General features: G+C 42.4%; 20 protein-coding genes. 1 reads left to right on the plus strand and 19 read right to left on the minus strand.

What is annotated here, in order from left to right; genetic code table 11:
• Nucleotides 1–23: 23 nt before the first annotated feature.
• The 9 genes from H9630_RS12200 to H9630_RS12240 form a co-directional block, all read right to left on the minus strand.
• Complete coding sequence (locus tag H9630_RS12200) at nucleotides 24–509, minus strand: hypothetical protein (RefSeq protein ID WP_191715763.1); 486 nt, start codon at nucleotides 507–509, stop codon at nucleotides 24–26.
• A 79-nt stretch (nucleotides 510–588) separates the two neighbouring features.
• Nucleotides 589–741 carry a hypothetical protein gene (locus H9630_RS12205; protein WP_191715764.1) on the minus strand — a complete coding sequence of 51 codons (153 nt, stop codon included), beginning with the start codon at nucleotides 739–741 and terminating at the stop codon, nucleotides 589–591.
• Nucleotides 742–1,186: 445 nt separating this feature from the next.
• On the minus strand, nucleotides 1,187–1,585 hold the full coding sequence (locus H9630_RS12210; protein ID WP_191715765.1) for a VOC family protein: 399 nt from the start codon (nucleotides 1,583–1,585) through the stop codon (nucleotides 1,187–1,189).
• A gap of 160 nt (nucleotides 1,586–1,745) precedes the next feature.
• The gene (locus H9630_RS12215; RefSeq protein WP_191715766.1) at nucleotides 1,746–3,215 is read right to left on the minus strand and encodes a sucrose-6-phosphate hydrolase; all 1,470 of its coding nucleotides are present in this window, start codon (nucleotides 3,213–3,215) and stop codon (nucleotides 1,746–1,748) included.
• 525 nt (nucleotides 3,216–3,740) lie between these two features.
• Complete coding sequence (locus H9630_RS12220) at nucleotides 3,741–5,852, minus strand: copper-translocating P-type ATPase (protein ID WP_191715767.1); 2,112 nt, start codon at nucleotides 5,850–5,852, stop codon at nucleotides 3,741–3,743.
• Between the two features lie 71 nt (nucleotides 5,853–5,923).
• Nucleotides 5,924–6,130: a copper chaperone CopZ gene (gene copZ / locus H9630_RS12225; RefSeq protein ID WP_191715768.1), complete on the minus strand. Its 207-nt coding sequence runs from the start codon at nucleotides 6,128–6,130 to the stop codon at nucleotides 5,924–5,926.
• A 74-nt stretch (nucleotides 6,131–6,204) separates the two neighbouring features.
• On the minus strand, nucleotides 6,205–6,492 hold the full coding sequence (locus H9630_RS12230) for a metal-sensitive transcriptional regulator (protein WP_191715769.1): 288 nt from the start codon (nucleotides 6,490–6,492) through the stop codon (nucleotides 6,205–6,207).
• Between the two features lie 240 nt (nucleotides 6,493–6,732).
• A complete protein-coding gene (locus H9630_RS12235; protein ID WP_191715770.1) occupies nucleotides 6,733–6,876 on the minus strand; it encodes a hypothetical protein in 144 nt (47 codons plus the stop codon).
• A 512-nt stretch (nucleotides 6,877–7,388) separates the two neighbouring features.
• Complete coding sequence (locus H9630_RS12240; protein WP_191715771.1) at nucleotides 7,389–8,150, minus strand: MBL fold metallo-hydrolase; 762 nt, start codon at nucleotides 8,148–8,150, stop codon at nucleotides 7,389–7,391.
• A gap of 117 nt (nucleotides 8,151–8,267) precedes the next feature.
• Here H9630_RS12240 and H9630_RS12245 point away from each other — a divergent pair, with 117 nt between their 5' ends.
• Complete coding sequence (locus tag H9630_RS12245) at nucleotides 8,268–8,678, plus strand: Lrp/AsnC family transcriptional regulator (RefSeq protein ID WP_191716052.1); 411 nt, start codon at nucleotides 8,268–8,270, stop codon at nucleotides 8,676–8,678.
• Between the two features lie 128 nt (nucleotides 8,679–8,806).
• Here the strand turns inward: H9630_RS12245 and H9630_RS12250 are convergent, their stop codons facing one another.
• The 10 genes from H9630_RS12250 to H9630_RS12295 form a co-directional block, all read right to left on the minus strand.
• Nucleotides 8,807–9,670 (minus strand): AraC family transcriptional regulator, encoded by an 864-nt coding sequence (locus H9630_RS12250; protein WP_191715772.1) that lies wholly within the window; start codon nucleotides 9,668–9,670, stop codon nucleotides 8,807–8,809.
• A 228-nt stretch (nucleotides 9,671–9,898) separates the two neighbouring features.
• On the minus strand, nucleotides 9,899–10,984 hold the full coding sequence (locus H9630_RS12255) for an MBL fold metallo-hydrolase (protein WP_191716053.1): 1,086 nt from the start codon (nucleotides 10,982–10,984) through the stop codon (nucleotides 9,899–9,901).
• 335 nt (nucleotides 10,985–11,319) lie between these two features.
• Nucleotides 11,320–13,233: an ABC transporter permease gene (locus H9630_RS12260; protein WP_318247998.1), complete on the minus strand. Its 1,914-nt coding sequence runs from the start codon at nucleotides 13,231–13,233 to the stop codon at nucleotides 11,320–11,322.
• Complete coding sequence (locus H9630_RS12265; RefSeq protein ID WP_191715774.1) at nucleotides 13,211–14,023, minus strand: ABC transporter ATP-binding protein; 813 nt, start codon at nucleotides 14,021–14,023, stop codon at nucleotides 13,211–13,213. Before H9630_RS12265 ends, H9630_RS12260 begins: the two co-directional genes overlap by 23 nt.
• A gap of 102 nt (nucleotides 14,024–14,125) precedes the next feature.
• Entirely contained in the window at nucleotides 14,126–15,148 is a 1,023-nt protein-coding gene (locus H9630_RS12270; protein ID WP_225218534.1) for a sensor histidine kinase, read from the minus strand.
• A 12-nt stretch (nucleotides 15,149–15,160) separates the two neighbouring features.
• Nucleotides 15,161–15,844 carry a response regulator transcription factor gene (locus H9630_RS12275; RefSeq protein ID WP_191715775.1) on the minus strand — a complete coding sequence of 228 codons (684 nt, stop codon included), beginning with the start codon at nucleotides 15,842–15,844 and terminating at the stop codon, nucleotides 15,161–15,163.
• A gap of 220 nt (nucleotides 15,845–16,064) precedes the next feature.
• Entirely contained in the window at nucleotides 16,065–16,490 is a 426-nt protein-coding gene (locus tag H9630_RS12280) for a hypothetical protein (RefSeq protein WP_191715776.1), read from the minus strand.
• Nucleotides 16,491–16,620: 130 nt separating this feature from the next.
• Nucleotides 16,621–18,495, minus strand: coding sequence for an asparagine synthase (glutamine-hydrolyzing) (gene asnB / locus H9630_RS12285; RefSeq protein WP_191715777.1), 1,875 nt, complete (start codon nucleotides 18,493–18,495; stop codon nucleotides 16,621–16,623).
• 55 nt (nucleotides 18,496–18,550) lie between these two features.
• Nucleotides 18,551–19,129 carry a lipoprotein BA_5634 family protein gene (locus tag H9630_RS12290; protein ID WP_191715778.1) on the minus strand — a complete coding sequence of 193 codons (579 nt, stop codon included), beginning with the start codon at nucleotides 19,127–19,129 and terminating at the stop codon, nucleotides 18,551–18,553.
• A gap of 305 nt (nucleotides 19,130–19,434) precedes the next feature.
• A complete protein-coding gene (locus tag H9630_RS12295; RefSeq protein WP_191715779.1) occupies nucleotides 19,435–20,340 on the minus strand; it encodes a LysR family transcriptional regulator in 906 nt (301 codons plus the stop codon).
• Between the last annotated feature and the right edge of the window lie 74 nt (nucleotides 20,341–20,414).

Below are 20,414 nucleotides of genomic sequence, written 5' to 3' on the forward strand. Positions count from 1 at the left end.
TCACTTTCTCTTCCTAACTGATCTTATTTAAACTCTTCAGGATTCCATATGGCGATTTCTTTACCTGGAACAGCCACAATCAACCAGTCACCATCCCCATATCCATGATTATCTCCAACTTGCCAACACTCATAGTTTTCATCATGTCCATTTACATACAATACTTTTCCGGACTCAAGCGAAATATATAAATGCGGCGAATCTTCTCCGAGCCAAATATCTTTCACTTTTTCTCTCCGGTTTCTCAACAGCAGCTGAAACGACTCTTCATCGTCGAGTTCTTCTAAGGTTTCTTTAGAAATCGTGGTTAATTGCTCATCACTTGAAATAATCGCAATTTTCCTTACTTCGATGTTCAACCATAACTGGTCTGGATCTGGCTCAGAGTAATGGGAAAAACAGACACGCACTATCCCTGGACCAATGCCAAATTGGAAACCATCAAGTTGACTTCCAATAAGCAGTTTTTTTAAAGCTCTCTCTGCGAAGTTTCTGTCTTCTCTTTTCATTTCTTCCCCGCCCTTATTCATCACTTAGCGAATGTGAATGTAACTTAACTGCACTTAAGTTACATTCACTTCACCTACATTAGCAGTTTTTATTTATTCCAAATCCTCGCTCATAAACTTCGATTGTCTTTTTGGGCGTTACTGGCTCAGCTGGGCTTTCTTCCTCCTGCATGGACGGTACTGGTGCGGCCGGCTGCTGATGCTCTTCTTTTCGATCCAACTTATGCTTCATTTCTTCCAAGGCCTCCAACTAACAAAGAGTCCCGTTTTCGCATCTCTTCGTTCAAACTTCGGTTCTCTTCTTCAAGACCTTCCAATTTCCTGAAGATAACGGCTTTCGCAATGTTGTTATGACGCCGCGGTGGTCTTGTGACGCCGTTTTCTGGCGTTATGGCAGATTCAGTTTTTTAAGCTCGTAGCAGCTTCTTGAACAGCATTCTCAAAAGTTATGTCACTGCTTTTTCTGACCGTCATAGACTCCTGTAGCGCCGCGACTTCTGTGATGGTGTAAAACCGGCTGTTATTTTTGTTTCGTTTAAAGAGTTATGATGTTTCTCAATAATACACCTTCCTCAAATTACTTAATTAAAATTCTTATTATCCGAAAAAGAGCGCTAATCTTTATTGCTAGATTAGCGCTCGCTAACAAGATGTTTCATACTCCATTTACAACCAGATTATTCCGGCAAATTCAACTGCCAAGATACGCCGAACTGGTCAACCAGCCATCCGAACTTTTTGCTGAATCCATAGTTGTTTATAGGCATAAGTGCTTTGCCATTCTCCATCATTTTATTGTATAAGCTGTCAATTTCCTCTTCGGTATCACACGTAAGATAGATGGAAAAAGACGGGGTAAACGTAAAATCGTGGTCAACATGACTGTCAATGCACATGAATTCTTGCCCCTTTAACGAGAATACAGCTTGTATAACTGTTCCTTCTTCACCCGGCCCTTCAGCTCCGTATCGAGTGATGTTTTTAATTTCTGAATCCTCTATGAGGGATGTGTAGTAATTCATAGCTTCTTCCGCAATACCCCCTTGAAACATTAAAAATGGTTTTAGGTTCTTCATATTTTGCTCCCCTATCTTCACTTAAATTTTTTTGGAACCAGTTGGCATATACTTCTGTGGCTCCAAGAAGAAAATCTGTGGAAAGATTCTATAAAATGAAAAGCCATGCTCTCCATTTTCATGCAAATTCAGTACATCATCCGCTGAAGACTCTCAATTATTAATAATCCCACTTCACTGCTTTGAACGCCGCAGTACCGCCAGTTGCATAAAACCGAATATCCTGGCTTCTAATTTCCGGGAAAATCCGGGCGGTAAACGCTTCTTCTCCATCGTCCACGAAAATTTCTACCGATGAAGAATCAACAAACAAATGAAACCTGCGAACATCTCCCACAATTTGGCACTTCCTTACTGTTCCATACTTGCTTCCAATCACTTTGCCCGATAGTGTACGGTCCATTATAATTTTGCCCTGGGCTGCATCATATTTAATCACCGTTTTTTCTTCAGCACCAGCACGGAATTCTATGCAATATTCCAGGGCGTCTCTTTGTTCAAACTCACAAATAAGCTCATAAGTGACCCCTGAGATTCCCTCATACATTTTCTTTTCATCTGTAATTTCATCTTCTGCTTCGACTTTATTTTTCCGGAGTGACTGAAGTTCAGAAACCGGTTTTTGTATCAGTTTTCCGTCGCGAAGCGATAATTCTCTCATGATGGTCAAGCAGTTGGCCCATCCATTGATATCGCTGGGGTATTCGATTTCCGGCAACCCCATCCAAGCGACCATAAGACGTCTGCCGCTCGGATCCTTCATTGTATGCGGAGCATAAAAATCAAAACCGCGGTCAAGTTCAATAAAACTTCCGTGAGTCAATACCCGCCGTTTCAGATCAACCTTTTCACCCAGCACATAACCCGCCTGGTATATGTTTTGGTACAGATCCCCAATAGAATCAAGTCCCTGCGGAGAGAAAACCAGGATACCCTTATTTTCCATTTCAAAATAATCCGGGCATTCCCACATAAAACCGAAGTGGTCCAAGTTTGTGGCCAGCTCTCCTTCAAAATTCCATTCCAGCAAATCAGATGAACTTAATAAACAGACACAGCCTGTTTTATCGGTTCTTTGCGCGCCTATTACCGCATAAAACTTGTCGTCTTCTTTCCATAATTTCGGATCACGGAAATGCTCTGTATACCCCGCTGGGACTTTATCAAGAACTGATTTTTTCGATTTAATGATATTCCCGTCATCATCCATTAAGGCTATACACAGATAAGGATGCCTTTCAAGATTCTCATCTCGTGTATTGCCTGTGTACAACAAATATAAGTTTCCGTTATGCTCAACGGCACTTCCTGAATATGCGCCATGGCTGTCAAAATATTCATCAGGCTTAATCGCAATTCCGACATTCGTCCAGTTTACGAGGTCTATTGATTTGGTATGATACCAATATTTCAAGCCATGAAAAGGCCCTAACGGATGCCATTGATAATACAAGTGATATTCACCATGATAAAAACAGAAACCGTTGGGATCATTGAGAAGCCCAGAAACGGGTTGGATATGAAACGTTTGCCGCCACGAACAGCTGTTAACCCTGGCAATCAACTTATCTATATCTTCTTGGCTGACCTGGTCAATTCGAATATAACTTTTCCCCCGTGGTAGTTCCATCTGATGAATGCTCCTTTTAGTAAAACTTGAATGTTGCCTTGCAGCCTGTACAGAATTTTTTGTCATAACACTCCTTTTAATTATGCAGCAATTTCCATTCAACCTCGACTGAGAGCGCTTTCTTACATAAATTATATTATTTCAAAGATTTATTATCAATGACACTTCCTTATATGAGCTAGTATTCTGACAACGTTATGAGCAGAATGTGTCTATCGTTGTCCGCATTCTTTTTCCATAATGTGCTATTACAATCTTTCTTCATAAATGGTTGGCATATGGGATTAGTAAAAACTGAAGCCTTAAAAACAGAGAGATAATACTTAATTAACAGCTTCATTATTTTTAATGGACTGCGTATAATTACTTGCATGATACCGATAAATAAGATTCAATCATTCAAAGCTTTCACACCTCTATTGGACTTTAGTTTACTGCAAAATGGTGCCTTCCAAAGTTAAAGCAATTCAACTTTTGGAAGGCACCATTTCTCATTTCCAGTTATCAAAACTAGATCAAACAGATTTAATTCTTTAGTTGCAACGCCATTGCATTGATCGCGACGATAACGGTTGACACTGACATCAGAACCGCTCCTGCCGCAGGAGCCAACGTAATCCCGATGGAGGCTAAAATTCCCGCAGCTACAGGAATTGCAATAAAGTTATAACCGGCGCCCCACAAAAGGTTTTGTTTCATTTTACTGGTGGTTTTATTGGCCAATTCGATAAAGGATTCGATATCGCCTGGATTCGATTGCGTCAAAATTACATCTGCGGAATCGATAGCGACTTGAGTGCCGGCTCCGATTGCTACACCAACGTCTGCAATTGCGAGAGAGGGTGCATCGTTTACGCCATCGCCTACCATGATTACAGTTTGCCCATTATTCTTTAGTGATTCAACTAACTCATATTTGTCTTGTGGGGATTGATTCGCTCTGTATTCAATATCCAGTTCTTCGGCCACCCCTTGGGCAGCTGTTTCGTTGTCACCCGTAGCCATAATCGGTTGTATGTGGTAATGTTTCAACGCTTGTATCAGTGTTTTACTCGTTTCTTTTAATTCATCACCTAATGCGACCGTACCAATTGGTTTTCCGTCTTCGACCAATATACTTAATGTAGCCCCTTTCGGAACATCCATCGCCACGTCTTTTCCAAATGTCTTCTGACTGATTAATCTATAGTTGCGGCCATTAGCGCTGCCTTCCACACCCGCTCCTGACACGACGTCAATCGAATCGAAACGGACAGGCTGAATACCTTGATTCTCAGCGTAATGGACAATTGATTGGGCGATAGGATGACTCGATCCCCCTTCCATACCTGCCATGATTGCTGCGATTTCAGCTTCGGTATGTTGGACATTCAATGTTTCCATGTTCAATACCTTAAATTCCCCAGTCGTCAATGTGCCTGTTTTGTCCAATATCATCACATCGGCTTTATTGGCGAGCTCTAATGCTTCACGGTCTTTCACCAACAACCCGCGTCTTGCACCCAAACTGGTGCTCCGTGCAATTACTAAAGGGATCGCCAGGCCGAGTGCATGCGGACAAGCGATAACCAACGTGGTGACTGTAAAGAGAATAGCGGTTTGAATGTCTGCAATATACAACCAGACGACAAAAGCGATGAGGGCCGCTGCAATTGCAATATAAAATAGCCAGCCGGCTACTTTTTGAGCTAAATTTTCAGCTCTTGAAGGCTGATCTTGAGCCTGTCCAATCAAGGTTTGAACTTGGGAAATAAAAGACTGGTCGCCCGTCTCTAGCACTTCTACATACAAAACCCCTTCTCCATTCGTCGAACCGCCGATTACTGTGTCTCCAATTCCTTTTTCAACAGGCTTGAATTCTCCCGTCAATAAAGCTTCATTGATGCGGGAATCTCCTCTTTTGATGAGGCCATCAGCTGGAACGTTTTCGCCAGCTTGAACCCGGACAAGGTCTCCAACTTTCAACTCGGCGACCGGACGCGTCTCAATCAAATCGTTCTCCAATACCACGTGTGCATCTTTTGGCACAAGCTCAGCAAGTGATTTTTGCGCATCTCCTGCTTCACCGACAGCTTTCATTTCAATCCAGTGGCCAAGAAGCATAATCAAGAGCAGCGAAGCGAATTCAAAGAAGAAATCCATGATGTGGCCGCCCGTCGCATAGCGGGCAAGTACTGCATAAATACTGTACAGATATGAAACCGACAGCCCTAACGAAACCAAGGCCATCATACCCGGAGCTTGTTGCTTGAATTCGCCTATTGCACCTTGAAAGAATGGTTTCCCTCCATAAACCAATAAGATGGTTGCCAATACAGCGACCAAAATATCCGAGTACGGAAAAGTGAATTGAAAGGGAAGCCGAACATCCATCATCGGCGACAATAACAGAATGATGATGCCAATCGGCAGTGATCTTAAGAAAATCCCTTTAAAATCACCGTGATGATGGTGTCCACCCTTATGTCCGCTATCATTGGAATGCTCATGATGATTGTGTTGCTGAGATGAACTGCTTTGATCATGAATGCCCTCTTTTACTTGAGTTTCATGGTAACTATGCCCAACATGTTCAGAGTGATCCGTGTCTTCATAGTGAGAATCGTGATTAGAATGATTTTTTTTATTCTTTTCCATTTCCTATCCCTCCTCTAAATACTCCATAGGGGTATATTTAATTTAAAAGGAAAGAGTGCTGTTCAGCACTCTTATACCACTTCATATCCTTGTTCTTTAATGGTTTCATGAATTTCAGTTATTGATGTTTTACCATCATCAAATTCCACGGCAACTTCACCTTGATTAAGATCCACCTTTACCAATGAAACCCCCTGCAGTTTACTTACGCTCGATTCAACCGCATTGACACAATGTCCACAAGACATGCCTTTTACTTTCAACGTTTCGTTCATCATTATTCCCCCTAAGATTTGACTTTCTTGAAGTTGATCCGCCTATTTCGGATTTTCAGATTATTTCACTTCTTCTCTTACTTGGTCATGGCTTTCATAACATCCATCAGTTCACTGATCGCTTCTTCGCCTTTATTTTCTTTGATGGCTTTGGCTACACAATGGTGTGTGTGGTCTTCCAATAAAGCGAGAGATACTTTATTCATCGCAGATTGAATGGCGCTGACTTGATGCAAAATATCCACACAGTAGCGATCATTTTCCACCATCTGATGAACTCCCCGAACTTGCCCTTCAACCCGTTTCAACCGGTTCAATAATTGCTGCTTATTAGGTTGCACTGTAGTTTTAATGTTCTCTCCCATAATTTGAGCCTCCCGAATCAATATACCCTGTACCCGTATAATACAAAAATAACAATTTTATGTCAAAGCAACTGATTCGTTTAGAAATCTACTCTTTATGTTGAAAGTGAAATCATCTATCGTTTATTCCTCTACCGGAATTTGTGCCAACTCAGGAGTACGTACAAATATGAGTGACAGTACCGCACCCGCAAATGCTGCTATTGCTGACCAAAAGAACGCTTGGTGAAATCCTACATTTTACGCCGCAATCGGATCAGCGGAACCACTTGAAGCTGAAGCCGCTCCGGCAACCGCTACCATAACGGCCAATCCGATTGCAGATCCTATTTGATAAAACGTATTGTACAGACCTGAGGTAAGACCCGACTTTTCGGATCCCACTGCAGACACCGACGCTGTTGTTGCCGGCAAATATGCAAGAGTATTTCTCAATGCTGCGAATAATGAAGTAAGTACTTTTATTCTAATCGCCTGCTACGCATACGGCGTCAGTATTACCGCCGTTGATTGTGGCAGAATATGAACCATTCAGGTTACCGTACTCTTAGTTTATAGACCCTCACTTTCCTTTTTATATCTATGACATCCAGTTGCACGATCAACTTCTCAAAATGAATATACTATACCCCCCCTATAGTATGTAAAGGTGTTTGTGTATTTTTTTATGCAGAAATAAAAGTTCTTCGAAAACAGCAACTGCTGAAGCTGGTTTAGACACATTAAAGTAGTGGATAAGCAAAAAATGACCAGCAAGAGTCCGGTACACTTCCGGGCTCACGCCAGCCAATTAGCTCATAACTGAAACTCCACCTTTAAGGGCAATTTCTTATTTGAGCTTCTTCTTTCTTTTATAAAATTAGATAGGCTTTTTGTTTTTTTCATTGAATGTTATTTTAAAATGAAAAAGATTCTCCATCATTTGGTACAAATACATTTGAAGACATATCTTTTTCTTGAGCAAATTTTTTCAGTTCTTTTCTTGATAATGTCCAGTGGTTGACTGCCTCCATGTGAACAGCAATTATCTTCGCTTTCGGGGCAGCTTTATGCACTTCGTAAACATCTTCTTTATTCATGACAAGTGAACCGCCTTGAAGGAATTGGTTGTCTCCTGCATTTACTATGATAATTTCCGGATTCTGGACAGCGATGGTTTTCTGTACTTCTTCATACCATACCGTGTCTCCAGCTACATAAAGGGTTTTTTCATCTTCATGCTTAAAGACAACGCCGCATACAAGGCCGGCCATCTTCAAGATCTCGCCTCTCCCATGTTCCCCTTTTGTTTTGATCAGTTGGATGCCTTCAAATACCGTATCTTCCTGAAGAACTTCGATGTTAGTAAAACCAGCACTTTCAATCTCGGTTTTGTCTTCTTCATTTTGTGTGAACAATTTCATGTCTTTCGGCAACGCATCTTTTGCTGCATCGTCCCAATGGTCCAAATGGGTATGCGTAACAATTACGGCGTCTACTCCACCAATTACTTCATCAATGGATACGGGTAAGCTCTCGAGCGGATTTTTCTGGTCTTGCCTTGCTGAATTCGGAAAAGGCGGAAGCGTTCCTTTCTCTGATAAAAATGGATCTACTAAAAACTTTTTTCCTGCATAGTCTACAACCAAGGTTGCGTTACGAATGTGGCGGATGTTCATAATTCCAACTCCTTTTGTTTGGTGTTCAACCATTGTATACTATAGCCAATTCAAATTTATATAGATTAAATAAAGTCTTTTGCCGCTTTGACTTTACAAACGAAAGGAATTGAAAAAATCTTGGATCAAACGGATTTGCGAATTTTAGACGAACTTTCTCAGAATAGCCGAATCACCATGAAAGAGTTAAGTGAAAAAGTTCATTTAAGCAGCCCCGCCACCTCTGCAAGGGTGTTGAAATTGGAAACTGCGGGCATAATTGAAGGATATACCATTAAAGTGAACCAGTTGAAGATGGGCTACTTTGTACATGCAATGATCAGTGTAATCATGAAAAGCAACCACCACGAGCCCTATCTTTCCTATATAAATGCACAAACTCCTTTTGTCATTCAGAACTATAAAATTAGCGGAGACAGTTGCTACCTCCTGGAATGCAAATTTCCCTCCAACGAAAGACTGGATGAATTTTTGATAGGGTTGAGTGATTTTGTAAATTACAAGTTATCAATCATCATTAGTAAATAAATCGCATTAATCAAGACGCCGGTGTAATGAAACTTTCTTAACGGAATAAATAAAGATGATTGTAAAATGATCTATCCACTGTACAACCATCTTTAAATTTCTGAATAGCCCCTGGCAATTCCTTCCCCTTACATCTTTCGTTTTAATGGAATCCAGATTTCCGATACATAATCATCACTGTATGGATCTCCTTCAGGATAAACTTCCATCTCAGCGTTGCCTGCGTTCTCGTATTGATTGGATGGGAACCACTCTGAAAAAATTTGTTTCCATACTTTTTGAATGGCATCAGGCATAGCTCCCCGCACTTCGAAAACACCCCATTTAGCCGCTGGCACCTTCAGCTGCATAAAGCCTTCCGGTACTTGCTGTGAGCTTTCGGCAGCAATCCAGTAGTCCATCGTCTTGCCATCCTGGTAGTCCGTACAGATACCCAACAAGCCGTCAATCTCTCCGTCTTTCAGTGCAGCAATCTCTTTACTCGTTCCATCTCCGTTTAACTCCATCCACATCTTTGATATGCCCGTCATGTTCTCTCCATCCCGTAATGAGAATTCTCGCTTCACCCCAATTGCCAGGAAGCTTTCCTTTTCCACAATGCGGTATTTCATCGGGTCCACCCCTTTCAAATTCACCTGGATTAACAGGCGGTTAAATGATTGCAGCTCTCCCACATGCTTTCTGGCTTCACTCGGAGACACCCCGTGCTGCCGCCGAAACGCCTTTGAAAAAGCTTCAGGGGTATCATAGCCATACTTATAAGCGATATCGATAATCTTCTGGTCAGTGGCTGATAATTCCTGGGCAGCTAAAGTCAGACGCCTTCTGCGCAAATAGTCAGCTACTGAACAATCCGTCAAAATCGAAAAAGTCCGCTGGAAATGAAACACAGAAGAATTTGCCTGCTTGGCAATCTGCTCAATCGTCACCGGTTCGTCGAGATGCTTTTCCATATAATCAATGGCACGCTGCAACGATTCGACCCATCCCATAACCATTCCCCCCTTATCCTGATCATACCAAATGCCGTATGCGCCATCCTGTCCGTTTGTGCTCACTATGGACAGATGAAACAATTGCTTCACCCTTATTTATTAGGATAAATGATAAAAGAAAAATGTTCGTGATAGTCTATTTGTAAAGAGAAAAAGGAAGCGCAGTGCTGATTAGCATTGCCTTCCTCTTTGCCTTTTTCCAGTAGCATTATGGCTTTTTCGTCCTTATTCCCACCAGCCGCTAACAGGAATCGACAGGCTTTCATTCAATTGAAGCGTATCTCCTATTTTCGGCGTCAAGAGCTTCACCTCTTTGGCTTCCGCTTCTTTTACTGCCCGTTCTATCGGATCCGACCAACTGTGCCGCGCAAGAGTAAATGCTCCCCAGTGCATCAACATCATGTTTTCGGACTTCAAATCGATACTGGCCTGTAACGATTCTTCCGGCTGCATATGCGAATCTGGCCAGCGGCTATCGTATTGGCCACCCTCAATTAAAGCGATATCAAAAGGTCCGTATTTATTTCCGATTTCTTTGAAATGTGCATCATACCCACCATCGCCACTGGTATAGAAACGGGTATTGTTTCCGATAATCACCCACCCGCCCCAAAGCGTGGAATTTTGATTTAAGATCCCTCTTCCGGAGAAATGTTTGGCTGGAGCCAAGGCAATCGTCAATCCTTGGAACTCAGTTTCATCCCACCAATTCAATTCCGTAATCTTGTCTTCTTCAACGCCCCATTTCACCAAATGATTGCCGACTCCATAAGGGACAAAGAAATGGGCAACCTTGCTCTTCAGTCGTTTGATGGACTGATAATCTAAATGGTCATAATGGTCATGCGTGATAAAGACGGCATCGATAGGAGGCATCTCTTCGATCGTATCCAACAGATCGTCACTATAGCGCTTTGGCCCGATAAAAGAAACCGGTGAAGCTACCGGTCCCAGCATGGGATCAATTAAAATTTTCTTATTATCGAGACTCAGGATAAAAGCAGAATGCCCCAACCAAGTCAGGCTGTCTTCTTCAGCATTGATTTGGTCCCAATCGATTTCCGATAGAGGAATTTGGCCGGTTGGGCTCCTTTCATCACTGGCTGAGTTGGGCTCCTGTTTTGTGATGGGACTGCCAGCAGCCACGATTTCCGATGGCAGATTAATGAATTTGCCCTCTTCATAATTCGCAAAGGTTTCATAAACTTCTTTTTGTTCCTTGCTTGGATTGCTCCCAAAAGTCGGATAGATATTGGTAAACACTAAAATCCCCACCCCTAAGCCAACGATCAGCATCACTAAATAAAACAGTATTTTCGTTAGCTTTCTTTTTTTGCTTCTTAATGCATCCTGTCCTTTTTGTTTCGTTATTGTTCGATGGCTTTCGAAATTCGACATTCTATCCCTCGCCTCATATTATTGGCCAGTAACTGATGCTAGCTCAAACTCACTTCCAGTATACCTCCACATAAAGCCGAAAAGAAAAGATTATCGTTCATAATTTGCCAAAAAATGTTGCCTTTTATTTTTAATTTGAAAAGTCCGTTTGTGAAACTGCTCGGTGAATCCCTCACATGAATTAATCAATTACAAGAGATGCAAAATAAAAAAGACGAAAGGAGCTGACTCCTTTCGTCTTTTAATGCTTATAAGGCATTTTTTACGGTGTTCCGGTAATAGCCGACTGTCAAGAAAGCAAAGATCAGATAAATAAATGTGTACATGGCCATAGCAACAAAAGCTGCAAAGGCGATGTCTGATTGGAAGAAAGAAGACAGCACTTTAATGGCGAAGATGGCATGCACTAATCCAAGTACAAGCGGTAAGCCAAAAACAAAAACCTGTTTTTTGATAATGCCGCGCATGATATCTTTCACACTAAATCCAAGCTGGCGCAAGGTGCCATAGCTTTTCTTTTCCTGTTCAGCTTCCGTCATTTGTTTAAAGTACAAAATACTGCCTGTCGAGATCAAGAATACAAGTCCTAAAAAGCCCGATATGAAAATCAACAGTCCATTCGTTTCAATCGCTCTCTGGTAAGCTGAATAATAGTCAATGTGCCCACTTGTATTATAGCGTTGCACATAAATCTCAGACGCCGCTTCCAGATCCGCTGAATCGGTAATGGTAAATCCATCTACCCGGCTCATTTCCGCCTGGCCTGTCGCTGTAAACTGATCTTTTAACTGCTCATAGGTGCTTTCATTAACCACTAATTGAGAGTAAAGCATCGTCCCATTGATGCTGTTGCCTTCCGCATATTCTGCGATTTCGATTGTGGTCTTTTCGTCATCAGCTAAATGCAGTGTCAACGGCATTTCTATCACATCTCTGAACATGGAAATCGATGAAGTGCTATAGAAAATTGCCGATCCATCCGCAGGAGCTTCTATGTCACTTCCAGCTTGCTGCAACTGCTTATCGCTGACAATGGCGATATACAATTCATTGCTCGGGACAGGCATCGCCCCTTCTTCCATCCGACCGAATAACACGAGCAAGTCAATGGCCCCATGGGTATATGAAATTCCTTTTTCATCAAACTCTTTGCTCAATTCAGTAGCCTCTGTTTCATTTTTTTCAAAAATGAAGTCGAAAGGCATTTGCGAACGGGTTTCATGTTCAGTGGCATAGTAGAAAGAATAAGCGCCAGCAAGCATCGTCAATGTCATGGCCGAAAGAATCGTGATGATGGTCAACGAATTCGCATTCCCTTTTAACCGGTGCATCAATGGAGCCAAAGATAAACTGTTGGATAAGCCTAGATGGCCTGCTTTTCCATCACGGATTTTGTAAAATACCCAACCGATGGTGACGCGGAAAATCAGGTAGGTCCCTACACCAATTGATGCTAATACAGCCAGTATATTAAAAAGAAATAAATCATTCAGCATATTGTCCGAAATGAGATAACCTAAAACGATTAAGGCGATGCCGAGAATCGCCAGAAAAGCTGCATTTCTGGTTTTCGGTTTTTTCGGGTGCTCTCCGGTTTTTTCTGTGTTGAACAAGGACAAGAGGGTGTTGCGGTAAACGGTGGAAATCATTTGAATGGTCGTAAACATGAAAATTCCAATGAAAACAAAAACGGTTTGAATGACAGCAGTCATTGAAAACGAAACATCGATCATCAGGTCATAACCGATCAGCTTCATGAGCAGCAATAGGAAAACACGTGATACCAACATTCCCACAATAATCCCTAATATAAGTGCTGTGATGCCCAGCAGGAAATTTTCAATAACCAAAAGTCGTGCAACGACTCTTTTTTTCAATCCAATCAACTGGTAAAGCCCAATTTCCCGGCTTCTTCTTTTCAGGAAAATCGAGTTGGCGTAGACCACAAAGATGCCGGCAATGAAGATCAGCAGGATTCCTGCTGCCAGAAAAGCCGTACTCATCTGTTCGTTTTGTGCAAGAACCGCAGGGTCGTGCTGCAACGTAGCGAAAACGAAGTACAGCACCACACTGAAAATGAGTGCGAAAAAGTATAAATAATAATGTTTGATGTTTTTGCGCATGCTGCGGAAAGCGAGATCAAAGAGCGTCAATGCTTTCACCTCCGAGCACAGCTTGTATATTTAAAATTTCCTGAAAAAAAGCTTGTCTCGTTTTATCTCCTTTATAGAGCTCCGTGTAGATATTGCCGTCTTTCAAAAACACGACACGGCTGCAATAACTTGAAGCCAGTGGATCATGGGTAACCATCATAATCGTTACGCCACGCTTCTCATTGATATCTGCCATGGTGCCAAGCAACGATGAAGCGGATTTGGAATCGAGCGCTCCAGTCGGTTCATCCGCAAAGACCATTGAAGGCTGATTGATCAGTGCACGCGCTGCAGAAGTACGTTGCTTTTGTCCGCCTGAGATTTCATGCGGATATTTATCAGCAAGATCTGCAATTCCCAAAATATCGGCGATTGTACGGAATTCCGCTTCCGCCAACTTCTTTCTCATTTTGCCGAGTGATACCGGAAGCAAAATGTTTTCCTTAACGGTCAAGGTATCCAGCAAATTGTAATCCTGAAAGATAAAGCCCAGCTGGTTTCTCCGGAAAGCTGCCATGGCGGCATCTTTCATCTTCGAAATATCCGAACCGCTGATGAGGATCGTCCCTTCCGTGGCCCGGTCGATCGTCGCAAGAATATTGAGCAAGGTTGTTTTGCCGGCGCCGGAAGCGCCCATGATCCCAACAAATTCGCCTTCTTCTACGCGCAGATCTATTCCTTTCAATACTTGCTGGACATTGCCCTTCGAACCGAATGATTTTCGGACGTTTTGAGCATATAAGACCGTATTTTTCGAGATTTGATCAGTAGTTTTTGATTTTCTTTTTAAAAGTGCCATGCTTTTTACCTCCCTGTTTTCTTATATCCTTATACTACCGCGTAAAAATTCGGCAGTCGTTTGATTCGCATGACAAACAGGGTGTACAAAGTGACAATGTTGTCACCTGCGTATTTGATCAAAATCGTTTTCCAGTGAGAACCCCATTTCTAAAATCGTTCCCTTGTCTTTTGTAGATACCGCTGACAGCCGGATGCCGATTTTGTTAGACACTGTTTTAGCCAAATAAAGACCAAGGCCGGTCGCAGTGTTGTGGAGCCTCCCCATTCCGCCTGTAAAACCTTTATCGAAAATACGCGGCATGTCATGATCTGGTATGCCTGCTCCTTGATCTTTGATGGACAGAATGCAATGTCCTGCGGCTTCTGTGCGTGCTGCAATATGGATGGTCCCATCTCTTGGGCTATATTTCACAGCATTCGACAAAATCTGGCGTACTATAAAACGACACCATTTCCTGTCGGTCACAACGTTCGTTTCCAAGCCTTCCATTTCAATTGCCAAGTTCTTTTCCCGGCACCAAGACATCAGCTCCCGTACTTCTGCGGCTATGATTTCTTGAAGAGGAACTCTCTCCAATACATAATCCGATTCTAAGGAGGACAGCCGGGATATGTATAATTGTTGATCGACCAATAAAAAGATGCGCAGCCATTCTGTTTCGATTTTGCGCATATGCGGATCCTTGCGGTTTGCATCAATGACGAGTTTCATGGCGGTAAGCGGGGCTTTCGCTTCGTGAACCCATCCGGCGATATAATCATCTTGGATAATCGTATTTTGCCGAACTACACTCAATTGTTTAGAGAACGAAATGCCTGCACTTTGCAACATGTCGTTTACCTGTTCATCGCGCTCAAATATTGGGTCAGGCAAGGCTTCGTACCAGTCAGTCTCCGTTTCTTCTTCCAGTAATGCCAACTGCCGAATGTACGCTGTCTCACGGTAATACCGCCAACTGATAAATGCAATAAAAGCAATCAGCAGTAATGCATTTACGTAAACCAGCGAAGAAATTTCCACGTCAATTCCTGGATCCAACCACAGCAACAAATCAGCTGACAAGAGAGACAGGAAAAAAAAGAATATCCAGCTTTTCATATCATTTATATAGCTGAAAAACATAAAATCCCTCCATCATGAAGTACCGGCTACATAACCCAGCCCTTTTTTCGTCAGTATCGCTTCCCCTAAACCCAGATTCGCCAGTTTTTGGCGAAGCCGTGTAATATTGACCGTCAAGGTATTGTCGTTTACGAATCGTTCATCATCCCATAAAGCTCGGATCAACTCATCACGGGAGACGATTTCTCCTTTTGCCTTAACCAAAACAGTCAAGATGAAAAATTCATTTTTGGTCAGTTCTTCTTCTTGCCCATCCAAACGAATCATGCCGCGTTTCAAATCGATCAATGCCCTGTTCCACTCCATGGTGTCAGGAGATTCTTCTCCATAAGAATACACTCTTCTCAATGTGGCTTGTATTTTCGCAAGCAGGACATCCGAGTGAAACGGTTTTTGAACATAGTCATCCGCTCCCATCTGCATCGCCATAACCATGTCCATTGGGTGATCGCGTGAAGACAGGAAAATAATCGGCACTTTCGAAATCGAACGAATCTCACGGCACCAATGAAACCCGTCGTAAACCGGCAATTGGATATCCATAATGACTAAGTGTGGTTCATCTCCCCTAAAATCAGACATGACGTCTTGAAAGTTTTCCGGTCCTGAAATGTGCATGCCCCACTTTTCCAAGTTTTCTTTTAATGATTGAAAAATGGCCAGATCGTCCTCTACAATGAAGATTTTCATTTCCATTTTTAGGCACTTCCTTTCTTTCTCCTAATTCTACTAAAAATCCGTTCAAGCAATCAATCAATAGCAAAACCGAATCCGATCCCTTTAACAGATCGAAAAGTTATTTCGCACATTAAGTTGTTAGTTATACGTAAAGCCCGGCACAAGCATTAACGAATCGCTTGCGCCGGACTCTATTCAATCAATGAGTTTTAATTTCCCGTTTATTGCTTTTTTACTGCTATTTGTTGAGCAAAATGACGAAAACCAGCACTACGGCAGCTAATGCAATGATAACCGTAGCCCATCCGATTTTCACCCTCGTCAATAACCGGTCCACTGTAAAGAAGGAAATAGCGGACACCAGGCTCATCACCAATAAGATGGATCCAAATAAACAATGGAAAACGAGCGAAATAATTTCACGTGTCACCGTTTTCTTGCTAATCTTTCTGCTGATCCAGTCACTAAAGAGAGAAGCAGCCAATCCATAGGAAACAGCAAACATGAAATTCAAGTAATACATGTTTGCGAATCCATTTACTGAAAAATCAAATCCGCCAGCTACTGAAAAAATAAAGGCGAACAACAAACTACTGACAAGTGCCGTTACGATCTTTCTTTTTAAAGCTGTAATAATTCTTTCTCCCGTGTTGTGAGTGTTCAACTAAAGCGCTCCCTTGGCTGGTATCTATCATCTATCTATTTACCGCTATTAAACGGTCTTCTATATTATTCCTTATTTATCGGCATACAACAATACCAGTCAACAGATAAGATGACTGGTATGGCAATCTTTAGTTTGCTGCACCGACCAACATCGGTTCACGATGAGCTACAACTTGTTCTTCGAGGCGGAAATAGCGCTTGTACCAAATCAGAAAAGTGAAAATTGTCCATACTTTACGGCCGTTATTGGATTTCCCTTCGTAATGGTCGTTCAACAACAGCATGATTTCATCTGTATTGAAAAAGTCGGCAGCATCCGCACTTAAGAAATACTCTTGAATTTGGCGGTAAAATCGTTCTTCCCGGATCCAATTGCGGATCGGCACCGGGAAACCGATTTTCTTGCGGGCAGCAGAAAATTCAGGAAGGGCTTTCCGTGCGGCAAGGCGCATCGCATGTTTTGTTTCCGTTTTAGTGATCCGGTATTTGGAAGGAACCTGTTCTGCGATAGCCATCACTTTTTTATCCAGGAAAGGCACACGCACCTCGAGTGAATGGGCCATGCTCATCTTATCGGCTTTCAACAAAATATCGCCCACCAGCCATAGATTCATATCCAGAAATTGCTTTTTGGTCAAATTGTCTTTGTCTTTTACTTGATCGTAATAGGGAGTAACGATTTGTTTAATGGACGGACCGTGCTGAAACGGTTCTTTGACGATCCTTTTCGCATCCGTCTCACTGAATATATTCGCTTGTCCGATAAACCATTCTTCTACAGGGAGACCGGCATGCATCAAAAATTGTTTGCCGCGCATTTCGGGAAGTTTGGAAGCAACTCTTCCTGCCGGTCTACGGACGATGCTCGGGATTTTCCCATACTTTTTCATCAACGGTGTCATGTCGTAGGCTTCATAACCACCGAACAATTCATCTGCTCCTTCCCCCGATAGAATGACGGTGACGTCTTTTTTGGCCAGTTCGGCCAGAAAGTACAGCGGCACGATCGATGGATCTGCATGCGGTTCGTCCATTTGGTACTGAATATTTTCCAATTGCCCAAAGCAGGCATCCGCATCCAGTACGGCATGGTTGTTTTGGATCTCCAGTTCATCTGACAATAGTTTCGCATTGTCGATTTCCGAGAAATTTTGGTCGCTGAATCCTACTGTAAACGTTTTGTCCGGCTTTAATACGGAAGCCACATAACTGGAGTCAACGCCACTCGACAAAAATGATCCGACTTTCACTTCACTGACACGGTGGCTGAGGATGGATTCCTGAATGGTCTCATCGATTTCATCCACCAGCTGCTCCAGTTTCCGGTCGCTTGATTGAAAATCAGGTGTCCAGTATTTCTGGAGCGTAACTTTTCCCTTTTCATAGACCAAATAATGGGCAGCCGGTAATTTAAATATCCCTTTAAAAAAAGTTTCATCCAAAACAGAGTACTGGAATGAAAGATAAGGCAACAAAGCGTCTTGATTGAACGCTTTCTGGAAACCTGGATGCGGAAGAAAACTTTTGATTTCAGATCCGAAAAAGAACGTATCCTTCATTTTCCCATAATAAAGCGGTTTGATGCCGAACATATCCCGCCCTGCAATTAGTTTCTTGTTTATCCGGTCCCAAATGACAAAAGCGAACATGCCACGCAATTTGGACAGAATGGCTTCTCCATACTCTTCATAGCCATGAAGAATCACTTCACAATCTGACGCTGTTTCAAAAACATGCCCTTTGTCCATCAACTCTTTACGGAGTTCCAAAAAATTATAAATTTCGCCGTTAACCATCGCAACCAACGAATTGGATTCGTTATGAAAAGGCTGTCCTCCGGTCTCTAAATCGATGATACTCAAACGCCTGAAGCCGAGAGCTGCATCGCCTTCGATAAATTCTCCCGCTGAATCAGGACCTCTGTGTATAATCCGATCCATCATATTCGTCAAATCTGTTTTCATGTCAGCTGTTTTCCCAATAAACCCCGTAAACCCACACATTTCCATTCTCCCTTTTAATAAAAAATAAATTCCTAAACCTTTGCGTAATGCTTGTTTATTCCACTACCCTAACCAGTTGGGTGTCGTCTACATCAAAGTCCATCAGTTTGATGCTGGGATCTTTTTTGTATTCCATGATTGCCATGAACTTTTCTTCTCCTTCGATTTTCGGCCAATCAGCATCGTCGACGATCAAAAATTTCTCGACGTATGCTCTGCCATCACCGATGATCGAGTTGCCGCCATAGCTTGCCTTTAGGTTTTGGCCATCCAAGTTCAATTGTTCCTGTTCGGTTTTTGCATACACGACGGCCTCCCCTTCAGAAAGCTTTGCAACCGATGAGATGGCTTCTGTTTTATCTCCGGTGGTGACTTTTCTCAACAATTCTTTGTCCGCAATAGCTTGAGCTGTCTCTTCACTCAAAACCATCATCCATTCGCCTGCTTCGGCCACTATTTTTATCGGATATTGGCTCTCGTCGATCAACTCATCCTTCTCCTGTTCCAATGCTTCGGCTACCTTCACTTCATCCCCGTACAAAATGATTCCATTCGCTTTTTGAAAAAAACTGCAGCCAGACATTAATGCCCCTGCCATGATTGCTGCGGCGCATACTGATAAGGTTTTCTTCAATGCAATCTCTCCTCTCTTCGTTCTTTCATGAGTTGCCTTTAACATTTTATGTAAAGCTGCTCTTGCTCACGGAGCACTTTAGTAACTTTAGTATAAAAGAGGCTATTCACTTTATCGTTTGTTCCAGATGACGTTTACCTTACAATATTGCAAGATACGAATTTCAAGAAAATCGGCTGAAAAGGAAATAAAAAGAAGATGCAGTATTGGCAGCATCTTCTTTCTTTGCAATTCTATATACTTTTCAGTACATTCATTCTTCATCTTTCCCAGACATCACTGCGAATAAATAAAACTCCTGCAGATCACAAAATTTTGAAGTCTGTCAGTTCTTTATGGTTCTTCAGCAAATCCAGAAAGGCAGAAAGGGCTTTTGTTTGGAAAGGCGATCTTGTCACGATCGAAAAATCCCTGGTGTATGGAAGACCTTCCACATTCAGAACCTTTAAGTCTCCGTAGCGCAGCTCTTTTTGAATCGCCCACTCGGAAACCAAGCTGATGCCCATTCCCGCTTCGACCATGGCTTTAATGGGTTGTGTGCTGCTGAAGTGCATGAGGGACGGAGGTAAAATCGAAAATTTCTTAAAGACAGCTTCTGATGCTTCCCTTGTCCCTGAACCGAGTTCCCGCAATATCCAGGTTTCTTCAATCAGCTCTTTTACTTTTATGGGCTTAGTGCGCTGCAACAAAGGGTGATCAGCAGCAGCGACTACGAACATCCGGTCTTCAGCAAAAGGTTCAGTCTTCAACTCCTGAACTCCTTTGAAATGGCCTTCTACAATGCCGACATCCAATTGATGGCTGAGGACGAGCCCGGCAATGGTAGTGGTGTTGCCTATGGTGACAGTTGGCTTGATATCCGGAAATTGCTCTTTTGCTTCTGCGATGATTTGCGGCAGCAAGTATTCTCCAAATGTATAGCTGGCACCAATGGCAATCGATCCGCTTGCTTTATTGGTGAGATCATCGAGAAGATGATTCATTTTCGCGTAAAGCTCTTTGATTTCGATGGCATGGTGGTAAACGATTTCTCCAGCTTTGTTCAGCCGCACATATTTGTTTGTCCGTTCCAGTAATTTGACGCCTGTTGTTTCTTCCAATGAACGGATATACTGGCTGACGGCAGGTTGTGTCATGTGCAGCTCTTCTGCCGCTTTCGAAAAATTCTTCTTTTCGATTACCTTGAGAAATACTTCCAAGCGCTGATCCATCTTTATCCTCCAATCATTTATATGCTTTTGCTTATGATAATCATATTAGATCGTTATTTTACTAATGTATAGAA

Origin of the sequence: Planococcus wigleyi, from assembly GCF_014836985.1 — a bacterium.
In the GTDB taxonomy this organism is placed as follows: domain Bacteria; phylum Bacillota; class Bacilli; order Bacillales_A; family Planococcaceae; genus Planococcus; species Planococcus notacanthi.

Excerpts from the sequence above, each read along its gene's own strand:
- H9630_RS12265 (WP_191715774.1), bottom strand. The coding sequence starts at position 14,023 with ATGGCACTTTTAAAAAGAAAATCAAAAACTACTGATCAAATCTCGAAA.
- copZ (WP_191715768.1), bottom strand. The coding sequence starts at position 6,130 with ATGATGAACGAAACGTTGAAAGTAAAAGGCATGTCTTGTGGACATTGT.
- H9630_RS12250 (WP_191715772.1), bottom strand. The coding sequence starts at position 9,670 with ATGGGATGGGTCGAATCGTTGCAGCGTGCCATTGATTATATGGAAAAG.
- H9630_RS12220 (WP_191715767.1), bottom strand. The coding sequence starts at position 5,852 with ATGGAAAAGAATAAAAAAAATCATTCTAATCACGATTCTCACTATGAA.
- H9630_RS12230 (WP_191715769.1), bottom strand. The coding sequence starts at position 6,492 with ATGGGAGAGAACATTAAAACTACAGTGCAACCTAATAAGCAGCAATTA.
- H9630_RS12275 (WP_191715775.1), bottom strand. The coding sequence starts at position 15,844 with ATGGAAATGAAAATCTTCATTGTAGAGGACGATCTGGCCATTTTTCAA.
- H9630_RS12205 (WP_191715764.1), bottom strand. The coding sequence starts at position 741 with ATGAAGCATAAGTTGGATCGAAAAGAAGAGCATCAGCAGCCGGCCGCA.
- H9630_RS12295 (WP_191715779.1), bottom strand. The coding sequence starts at position 20,340 with ATGGATCAGCGCTTGGAAGTATTTCTCAAGGTAATCGAAAAGAAGAAT.
- H9630_RS12215 (WP_191715766.1), bottom strand. The coding sequence starts at position 3,215 with ATGGAACTACCACGGGGGAAAAGTTATATTCGAATTGACCAGGTCAGC.
- H9630_RS12200 (WP_191715763.1), bottom strand. The coding sequence starts at position 509 with ATGAAAAGAGAAGACAGAAACTTCGCAGAGAGAGCTTTAAAAAAACTG.
- H9630_RS12240 (WP_191715771.1), bottom strand. The coding sequence starts at position 8,150 with ATGAACATCCGCCACATTCGTAACGCAACCTTGGTTGTAGACTATGCA.
- asnB (WP_191715777.1), bottom strand. The coding sequence starts at position 18,495 with ATGTGTGGGTTTACGGGGTTTATTGGGAAAACAGCTGACATGAAAACA.
- H9630_RS12210 (WP_191715765.1), bottom strand. The coding sequence starts at position 1,585 with ATGAAGAACCTAAAACCATTTTTAATGTTTCAAGGGGGTATTGCGGAA.
- H9630_RS12270 (WP_225218534.1), bottom strand. The coding sequence starts at position 15,148 with ATGTTTTTCAGCTATATAAATGATATGAAAAGCTGGATATTCTTTTTT.